A 9,533-nucleotide genomic window follows, 5' to 3' on the forward strand; every position below is an offset into this window, starting at 1 on the left:
ACTCTTTGCCGCGTACCCATTTGCGATCCAGGCTCGTAAATCGTGGAGCCGATCGGCATACACGCTCCGACATTCCAGCCACCGCGCATGCGGTCCTGTCAGGAAGCAGAACCAAGCTCATGACTGACAAACAGGCGACAAGCCTGTGCCGCCTCACCGTCCGCGCCCCCGCGAAGACGATCGACCTGGCTGTGCCCGCCGACGTGCCCGTCGCCGATCTGCTGCCCACTGTGATCAGCTACGGGGGAGACGACCTAGAAGAAGCCGGGCTGGAGCATGAAGGTTGGATCCTCCAGCGCCTCGGCGGACCGCCGCTCGACCCTGAGAGTACCCTGGACTCCCTCGGGATGCGCGACGGTGACGTGCTCTTTCTCAGGGCGCGCACCGATGCGTTGCCCGAAGTGCACCTGGACGATCTGGTCGACGGCATATCCACCAGCATGCGAGGGCGTCCGTACGGCTGGAGCGCCGAGGCCAGCCGCCGACTGCTGCGCGGTCTGTTCGTCTCCGTGCTCGCCCTCGGCCTCCTCGTCCTCGCCCTGCCCGGCCCATCGCCGTGGCTACGAGCCCTAGCCGCAGGCCTAGCCGGGCTGCTGCTCGTCGCAGGGGCGGGCTCGGCGAGCCGGGCCGTCGGGGACACGGCAGCGGGCGCGGCCATCGGCTTCATGGTCGCCCCCTATTTCGCGCTGGCTGGCTGGCTGCTGCCCGGAGGCGAGTTGAGCGGTCCGGCCGGCGATGCCGTGCTCGGCGCCAGACTTCTGGCCGCGGCGGCAGCCGTCGCGGGCGGAGCAGTGCTCGCACTGGCCGCCGTCGGCCTGTACCCAGCGCTGTTCCTAGGCGTCGCCACGATCGCCGCAGGTGGTGCGCTCGGCGCTGTGGTGATCATCGTCGGGGGACTGGGACCCGAACAGGCCGCGAGCGTGGTGGCGTTGGCGGCGGTGCTCCTAGGCGGTTTCGTGCCGTCGTTGTCGTTCCGGCTCTCCGGGATGCGGATGCCTCCGCTGCCCACCAACGCCCAGCAGCTGCAGGAGGGCATCGACCCCTACCCCACCAGCGAGGTCGAGCGCCGCTCCGTTCTCGCGGACGGCTGGATGACCGCCTTCTACGGAAGCGTCGGACTGATCTGCGTGCCCTGCTTCGCAGCCATGGCCTCCCGCCCTGGACTCGCAGAGACCTGCACCATGATCGCACTTTCCCTCCTGTTGCTCCTGCACAGTCGAGGCCTCGGCAATGCCTTGCAGCGCATCGCGCTCACCGCGGCGGGGGCATGGGGCGCCGCCCTGCTGCTGCTCGTCTCCGCGCTCGGCTTCGACGCCTCCGACCGGCTGATCCTCACCGCAGGTCTGCTCAGCATGACGGCGTCCATCGCCATCGCCTCGTGGACGGTGCCCGGTCGGCGACTCGTGCCGTACTGGGGACGCGCAGCCGAGGTGCTGCACTCCATCGCGGCGTTCAGCATGCTGCCGCTCACGCTCTGGTCGCTCGGCGTCTACGGCGCCCTGCGCGGCCTCAACGGCTGATCGGAGGCCGGAACATGCAAAACAAACGCGACCAGGTACAGGCGCACATGTTCGTCATGGGGCGACTGGCCTCGGCCATGCTGCGCGCCGAGCCCGACGCCCCGGAAAGCCCCTCGGGCCGGACCAACCGAGCCACCGCCCTCAGCGTGATCATCGCTTTGATCCTGTGCGCGGGCGCCTTCGTCTTCGGACTCCTCAAGCCCGGCGGCAACACCTCGTGGCGCACCTCCGACGCCCTGATCGTCAGCAAGGAGACCGGCACCCGCTTCGTGTACCTGAACGGCCGCCTGCGCCCGGTGCGCAATTACGCCTCCGCGCTGCTGCTGGCCAACGGCAACCTGAAGACCACGACGGTGGGCGACAACTCGCTCCGAGGAGAGCCCCATGGCTCACCCGTCGGCATCCCGGGCGCCCCCGACACCCTGCCAGGTGCGGGCGATGTGAACAGCGGTCCCTGGCTTGTGTGCTCCGGCCTCGAGCCCGGCAGCGGCGGAGCCGTCAGCGCCACCACCGTGCTGGCCGTGGGCAGCCCTGATCCAGGCAGCGCCGGCGGCGGACAGGAGCTTGGCGGCAAGGAGTCTGTGCTGGTCCTCGGCCCTGACAAAACCGCGTACCTGGTCTGGCAGGGCTCGCGGCTGCGCCTGGACGACAAGGCGGACGCCGCCAAGGCGTTGGGCTACGGGTCGGTGACACCGCGCCCGGTCTCCGCGTCATTCCTGAACGCGCTCCCCGCCGGGCCCGACTTGGCGTCTCCCGAGGTGTCCGGCAGGGGAGATGCGGGACCGGACCTGGGCGGGCGCAAGACGAGGATCGGGCAGGTCTTCCAGGTGGATGTGCCAGGAGCCGCTCCCCGCTACCACCTGCTCACCAAAGACGGGTTGGTCCCGCTGACGGCCACGGGCGCCGCGCTCGTACTCGGCGACCCGCGGACGCGCGCCACAGCGTACGCAGGCGGTGTGGTCACGGTGGCCCGCCTCGGTGCCGACGCGCTGACTGGTCACCTGGCCTCAGCCTCGACTGTGGAACGGGCGGGCGCGGGAGCGCTGCCGGAGGCCCCGCCGAAGGCGGTTGACGTGGCTGCTGGTTCCGTCGCCTGCACAGGCATCAGCGCAGCTGGTGACAGCCCGCGGACCAGCACCCTCGTGCTGCCGCAAGAGGCCGTCGGCCTGGCTGCCCAGCCGCCCTCCGACGAGGTGGAGCCCGCCTGCCTGGACGTCGACGCCATCACCGTGCGGGCTGGAAAGGGCGCTCTGGTACGGGCGTTGGGAGCCGCCGGGAACGTCCTCGGGGACACCACTTATCTGGTGACCGACTCCGGGGTGAAGTACTGGCTTCCGTCGCAGGAAGCCGTCAAGGCCCTGGGCTACGAGGGGACCCGGCCGCAGGCGCTCCCCGCGCCGTTGCTGGCGATGCTGCCCACTGGGCCAGACCTTGACCCCGAGTCCGCGTCAACGGGCGGACATGTCTTCAGCATGCGGTGCAAAACCGATAAATAGCCCATCTATCTACAAAAGCTTCCAAGCAGGCATCTTCCTGGGCTTTTGGGACCGAAGACTTGATGAAGATTTGAGCTTCACTGTCGGTGTCTTTTCCGTTGTCGACCGTGACATGCAGGGGCTCTATGTCCAAAATGCCCGCCTGCGGTCCACGTCGAAGCTCAGGTGAGCAGCCTCGCAATTGATTTCTGCTCAGCTGAGCATTTCAGCGTCATTTCATGGGTCATTCCCACGTGTCGATGCGTTGCCTGACGTCATGTTCCGTGTCTAGTATCCGGGGTTGCCCCCCCCTGAGGCGCCGCCCCGTGGACAAGCGGTCTGGCGTGCTGCGCGCACAGAATGCGAGCAACGATGGAGTCCTCGGGGGGTTGAATTCCGTAATCCTTCTCTGAGAGGAGAATGCGCGTGGCGACCATGCAGCAATCAGAAGTAGGCGCGACCCGAAATGGAATCTCGGCGCTCGAGCAGGCCCGCGGCGGTGTCCTGAGGTGCCAGCAGGACGTCCAGAACACGAGGACGGGCCTCAGCTCCGGCTACGGAGGCGCGGACGGTGGCGCCTTCGGCAACCTGCTGGACCAGTGGGACCAGAACGCCGACATCATCCTGTCGAACCTCGACCGCATGATCGACGAGCTCAACCAGACGCTGAGCGAGCACGGTATGACCCAGGGCTCTGCGAACGACTCGATCAGTGGCGAGCTCAACAAATCCGGCTCTGTGTTCGACACGCTCAGCCCCTGAGCGGCCTAGTCCGACAGATGTGATCGGCCACTGACCTCCCCTCGTTGGCTCGACGACACCCCCGCATCCACCGGCTGCTGCCCCGCCCACTGGCAGCTGCCCCCAACCGGCATCACATGGTGAATTGAGGAATCAAATCGATGGACCTTAGCGACGGCTACATATACGTCGACTACCGCCACACCGAGAACGCGGCGGACGACATGGTCAGCCAGACACAGGCGATCATGAGCATCTTGGCGAACCTCGAAATGGAGCTCAACGAACTGCGCAACACCTGGGTCGGTGACGACAGGCAGGTCTACAGCGAAGTCCAGGCCAAGTGGGACCAGGCCGTGGAGAACATGAAGACCCTGTTGGCCAGCCACTCGTCCCTGCTCACCGACATCTCCGGCAACTACCGCTTCACCGAGCAGAGCCTTGCGCAGAAGTGGGGCGACATCCGGATAGGCAGTCGCTGACCGCTGCCGAAGTTCGCGCACCGCAGTCGCACAAGAGCACGCTCGCAGACTCAGAGTGCTGTCGGCCTCAGCCGTGCCGGGCGAGGCCGGCAGCGCAGGTTCATCGCGGGCAGCATGCCACGCCCCCCGATTCGTGTAAGCGGCAGAGCCCTGATTCCGATAGCCCACGACCGGCGATCCGCATCTGCCTGAAGAGGAGAAAGGAACCGCCATGGCACCCACGACCACAGTCCTCGACAGCGAATGGCTGAAGGAGTTCATCAAAGAGCACGTCGAAGAGTTCCGGGCGGCCCTGGATAACATTTTCAAGGACGATTACAGCGGGTCGTCTATGGAGAGCATCTGCAGGGGTGACATCTCCAGCAAGACAATCATGTCCAAAAGCCCGCTGATTATCGGCCCCATGGGAGGCGACGGTGATCTGGTCGGTGGCTCCGCCCTGAACGAGAAGGTCAAAAAGGCGGCAACGGACATCAACAAGATCTTCACCGATCACAAAGTCCTCTTCTCGGATCTGGAGGAGGCGCTCTGGGAAACCATCAAAGAGCTGACGGAAAATCAGAAGAAGAGCCTCGACGAGATTTCCGCTGACGATTTCCTGGACATCTTCGACGACGTCGACGGCGACCTCTCGAGTACTGGCTCGAGTACTGGTCAAGACCAGCCCAAGAACTAGCAGGGCCCGGACGGGTCGTCTTCCCCTCTTGATGCAGCGGAGCCCAGTGATGCCAGACCCGAGCATGAACAACGACGATTACTGGAAAAAAGCAGTTGACATGCTCACCGGCTATATACTGCCGGAGCGGAAGACGCTGTTCGACAACATGAAGGGAAACGACGGCATTCCGCTGATGCACGTGCGAATGCCGCACGGGGGGGCCGATTTCGACGCCAATTTCGTGTCTGGCGGTGGTTGGCGGTACGACAATACTGACTACGTCATACCCTTCTTCGTGGCGCCCTACCAAGCCAACGAGCCCGGCGCGGGAAGCAGCCTGGACAAGTGGTGGGCGTACATCACCTTCATTGGCACTGACCCGGACAAAAGCAATGCGCCGGGCGGTCAGATGTCATTTGTCGGTAGCGAGCACACGAGCGGCGCCCTGAAAGACAAAGGCCGCGATAACAAAGACGGTGAGTCCGTCAAGTGGGACGACACGGCCCTGTACCAGTACATCGACGGTTCCGGGGAAGCCCTCTCCCAGATCGCTTACGAGCCCTACAGCACCCACGGCTACAGCAACCGTGGCGTCACCGTGGACGACAGCTCGTACGTCGACCTGCTCTCCTTCACCGAAGTGGGCAAAGCCTTCGATCGAGCTGTCAAGTTCTTCGAGGACGCGGCCAAGCGTATGGAGGAGTGGGACGGCCAGGAGGTCGGGGAGGGGAGCGACTCCTGGAGTGGCACCGGCGCCAGCCTCTTCAAGCACCTCGTCCACAAGCTCCGGAAGAACTACGAGGGCTACGTCGAGCAGCTCAACGGCGGCGACGGTGGTGCCAGCGAGGTGTCCATCGACGGGTACGCGCTTACCTCGAAGCCCGCCCGGGCCCTGATTACCGCCCAGTCCGTGATCCGTCAGGAGGCGGAGAATCTCTACAACACCTGGCTTGCGTGGTGGGATACCAGAAACCCGCATCGCTGGCTCTATGACCTCCTACAGCAGCTGCGCTTGGAGCTGTTCGACACCCAGTACGACCACACCGACATTGATAGTTATCTCGGGTTCGAAGGCCCGCTTGGCGAATATTTCATCTCGACCGCGGGTTTTCGGCAAGGGCTCACCATCGAGGGCAAAGAGTACGGTCTGCCTCACGAACTCAGCACATGGAAGGCGATCGGTGAGGAAGCCGTCCGCCGCTGGGACCACCACGCGCAGGAATGGCTGAGCGCGGCGGGCGCTGAGTCCATCGTGCGCATCGCCGAGGCACTGCGCGACGTCTCTACGGCGTTCGACGACAGCCTGACCGACCGTGACCACCAGTCCCTCAGCGAGATCGCCGACAAGGAGCAGGTGGAGAACGACCGCAAGCAGGCGGAGAAGGATCGCGAGGACGCGCGTAAGCAGGCGGACGAGGATCGCGCGCAGGCGGAGAAGGATCGCGCGGACGCGCGTCAGCAGGTGGACGAGGATCGCGAGCAGGCGAAGAAGGATCGCGAGGACGCGCGTAAGCAGGCGGACGAGGATCGCGAGCAGGCGAAGAAGGACCAGGACGCGGCCCGCGCACAGGCGGAGAAGGACCGCGCGGACGCGCGTCAGCAGGTGGGCCAGGATCGCGCGCAGCAGGAGAAGGATCGCGAGCAGGCGAAGAAGGACCAGGACGCGGCCCGCGCACAGGCGGAGAAGGACCGCGCGGACGCGCGTCAGCAGGTGGGCCAGGATCGCTCGCAGCAGGAGAAGGATCGCGAGCAGGCGAAGAAGGACCAGGACGCGGCCCGCGCACAGGCGGAGAAGGACCGCGCGGACGCGCGTCAGCAGGTGGGCCAGGATCGCTCGCAGCAGGAGAAGGATCGCGAGCAGGCGAAGAAGGACCAGGACGCGGCCCGCGCACAGGCGGAGAAGGACCGCGCGGACGCGCGTCAGCAGGTGGGCCAGGATCGCTCGCAGCAGGAGAAGGATCGCGAGCAGGCGAAGAAGGACCAGGACGCGGCCCGCGCACAGGCGGAGAAGGACCGCGCGGAGGCCAAGAAGCAGGCTACCGAACAGCAGTCGATGGCCCTGTCCCAGACGGGCCGGCAGCAGGCCAAGGACGACGCTGAACGCGAGCGGCTTCGCAAGCAGCAGGAGCAGGACCGTCAGGAGGCCCGGGCTCAGGCGGAGAAAGATCGAACGGATGCCCGCAATCACGAAGCCGAGGCCCGCGCCCAGAGCGACAAGGACCGTGAGGACGCGCGCAAGCAGCAGGAACAGGCTCGTCAGCAGGCCGTTCAGCAGCAGCAGGCAGCGCGCGACCAGGCTGACCACGATCGAGAAGCCGCTCGTCAGCAGGCCACCCAGGACCGGCAACAAGCGGGCATGCAGCAGGGACAGGACCGCGAGCGGCTCCGCACGGAGCAGGATCAGGCTCGTCAGCAGGCCGCCCAGCAGCAGCAGGCAGCGCGCGACCAGGCTAACCAAGATCGAGAAGCCGCTCGTCAGCAGGCGCTCAAACAGGAGTCGCAGGCCAAGCTCGACCTGCAGCGGGACAAGACCGACGCCCGCGCCCAATACCAGCGTGACCTGGCCAATGCCAGAGCCGAGAGTGGCACCGCCGAACAGGCCGCAAACCAGCACGCCGCACAGGCCAAGCAGGACTTCGAGCACGCCCAGGCCGACGCCAAGGATCAGCGGGACCAGGCCCATCAAGAGGCCGATCGTGAACGGGCCCAGGCCAAGAAGGAGTACGAGAAGGCGCTCTCCGACGGGAAGACCAGCGCCGCGGACGCCAAGGCCCAGTACGACCGCAAACTCGATGACATCAACCACCGCGAGCAGGACGCCATCCACAAAGCCGACCAGGCAGAGGCGAAGGCCAAGCAGGAGTACCAGCGGGAGAAAGACGCCGCACAGCACGAGCGGGACGACGCTCGCCAGAACGCGGAACAGGCCCGCAAGCAGGCCAAGGCCGACTATGACCGGCGCATGGCCGACATCCAGTCCGAGTCTGACCGGCTGCGGGCCCCCCAGAAGGACATGAACGACCTCATCCGTCAGCGGATCGACGGCCTTCCTCGGCCCGGCGGCCTTTCCTCGACGTACTCGCCCTACGGCTCGGAATTCGGTGGAAACCTCTACAACCAGGATGATCTGGCGTCCGCGCTGGGCCGCGACGACCAACTGGCGGCCAATGCCTCCGCCGGCCCCGGCGGATTTCCCGGAAGCCCGGGGATGTTCCTCCCACCCGGCAGAGGCGGCGGGATGGGTGGCGAGGGCGGCTCTGCCGCGGAGCGCACCCGCGCCGTGGTTGAGCCCGGCGTCGGCCGTGCCGGCCGACGTGGCACCACTCTTGAGGAGCAGGAGAACAGCGTCAAAACACGAGGCTCCGTGCCGACGGCCAGCGGTATGCCGTTCGCCCCGCCGATGGCCGGAGGCATGGGGCCGCAGCAGAACCAGTCCACCGAGAGTGGAGACCGTGAACGCACCACCTGGCTGGCCGAGGACGAGGACGTCTGGGGCACGGACGAGGGCGGCGCGCCGCAAGCGCTTGGGCGGTGACGGGAACGCTCCCGCGCCCGTGTGCGCGATGAGCCCGCACCAGACCGGCAAGGACAGTTGGAAGAAATCGGAGGAGGAGTGCTGTGAAGGAATCCATGGAACAGCGTCTGGCTGACGCCATGGCCCGGATCAAGGCCACAGAGGAAGCGGTGTCGAAGGCCGACTCGGAACTCAGGCAGGCGACGGTCACCACACGGTCCACGGACAGGTCCGTGCAGGTCACGGTGGGCTCGCAGGGTGCGCTGATCGGCCTGGAATTCCTTGACGGCAAATACAAGAACATGGCAGCCGCCCAACTGTCCTCCGCCGTCCTGCAAACCGTCGAGAAGGCTCGCGCGGAGATGGCCCGGCGTGTGGTGGACACCTTCGAACCGCTCACCAAGGCCATTGGCGACGGGTCCTTCTCCGACCACGTGGGCGTGGACTGGGAGAACGTCTTCGGCTCGCTCCTCGACGGAGCGGAGCAGGGGGAAAAGCCGTCCAGCGCGACGGACCGGCTGCGCGACGAGATCCACGAGGACGAAGCGGAAGCGTTGCCCGCGCCCGCTGGGAAGAGAAACGCCGCCAGGAAGGCGAAGGGAACGAGACAGCATGGGCAGTGAATACTCGGCGGACATCGACGGCATCCTGCAGGGCTGCTCGAAATTGCGAGAAGCCGTCGCATATTCGGACCGGCTAGAACCCGAGTTCGATCGAGGATATGGAAATTACGTCGGCTGGTGGGGCGAGGAGGGTTGCGACGATGACTTCGCCAACCAGGTTGGCCCGGGGTGCCGCAGGGAGTATGAACAGGCCCGTTCAGCGGTCGGCTCCATCAGCACGGGATTTGCGAACCTGATCCACGCGGTCCGCGAGCAGGCGGGTCAAGTTCAGAAACCGCAGGACCTGGCTCTCGACGACATCCACCGCGAGGGATCACAGACAGAGAGACGCTAGACGGGTTGTTGCGTCGCCCCGGAGACGGGGCGGTGCATCGTATGGACATCCGCTGCGGCAGCACTTTCAGCATAGAGAAAGACGGATATGGCGATTGAGTTCTCTCCGAGCCTCAGGCAGTTTCTCGAGGTTTGGGTTGGCGCGAGTGTGGCGTCGGGGAATGAGGACCTGGGCTATGACAGCCGG

Annotated in this window: 8 protein-coding genes; all 8 read left to right on the top strand. The window is 65.9% G+C overall.

All coding sequences use genetic code 11. The features are described 5' to 3' along the window. The first annotated feature begins 119 nt into the window (after positions 1-119). The 8 genes from eccD to OG395_RS56675 all read left to right on the top strand — a co-directional run bounded on the left by eccD (position 120) and on the right by OG395_RS56675 (position 9,347). Positions 120-1,520, top strand: a complete 1,401-nt coding sequence (gene eccD / locus OG395_RS56640) for a type VII secretion integral membrane protein EccD (RefSeq protein ID WP_327249985.1) — start codon at positions 120-122, stop codon at positions 1,518-1,520. Between the two features lie 14 nt (positions 1,521-1,534). Next, positions 1,535-3,016, top strand: coding sequence for a type VII secretion protein EccB (gene eccB, locus OG395_RS56645; protein ID WP_327249986.1), 1,482 nt, complete (start codon positions 1,535-1,537; stop codon positions 3,014-3,016). Positions 3,017-3,415: 399 nt separating this feature from the next. After that, positions 3,416-3,757, top strand: a complete 342-nt coding sequence (locus OG395_RS56650) for a WXG100 family type VII secretion target (RefSeq protein ID WP_327249987.1) — start codon at positions 3,416-3,418, stop codon at positions 3,755-3,757. Between the two features lie 140 nt (positions 3,758-3,897). Then, positions 3,898-4,218 carry a WXG100 family type VII secretion target gene (locus OG395_RS56655; protein ID WP_327249988.1) on the top strand — a complete coding sequence of 107 codons (321 nt, stop codon included), beginning with the start codon at positions 3,898-3,900 and terminating at the stop codon, positions 4,216-4,218. A gap of 211 nt (positions 4,219-4,429) precedes the next feature. Beyond that, positions 4,430-4,894, top strand: a complete 465-nt coding sequence (locus OG395_RS56660; RefSeq protein ID WP_327249989.1) for a type VII secretion system-associated protein — start codon at positions 4,430-4,432, stop codon at positions 4,892-4,894. Between the two features lie 64 nt (positions 4,895-4,958). Further along, the gene (locus OG395_RS56665; RefSeq protein ID WP_327249990.1) at positions 4,959-8,411 is read left to right on the top strand and encodes an AAWKG family protein; all 3,453 of its coding nucleotides are present in this window, start codon (positions 4,959-4,961) and stop codon (positions 8,409-8,411) included. Positions 8,412-8,506: 95 nt separating this feature from the next. Next, complete coding sequence (locus tag OG395_RS56670; protein WP_327249991.1) at positions 8,507-9,013, top strand: YbaB/EbfC family nucleoid-associated protein; 507 nt, start codon at positions 8,507-8,509, stop codon at positions 9,011-9,013. Further along, entirely contained in the window at positions 9,003-9,347 is a 345-nt protein-coding gene (locus OG395_RS56675) for a hypothetical protein (RefSeq protein WP_327249992.1), read from the top strand. The genes OG395_RS56670 and OG395_RS56675 overlap by 11 nt, the downstream gene beginning before the upstream one ends. Positions 9,348-9,533: the final 186 nt, after the last annotated feature.

This window comes from Streptomyces sp. NBC_01320 (genome assembly GCF_035974375.1).
GTDB classification, from domain to species: domain Bacteria; phylum Actinomycetota; class Actinomycetes; order Streptomycetales; family Streptomycetaceae; genus Streptomyces; species Streptomyces yanii.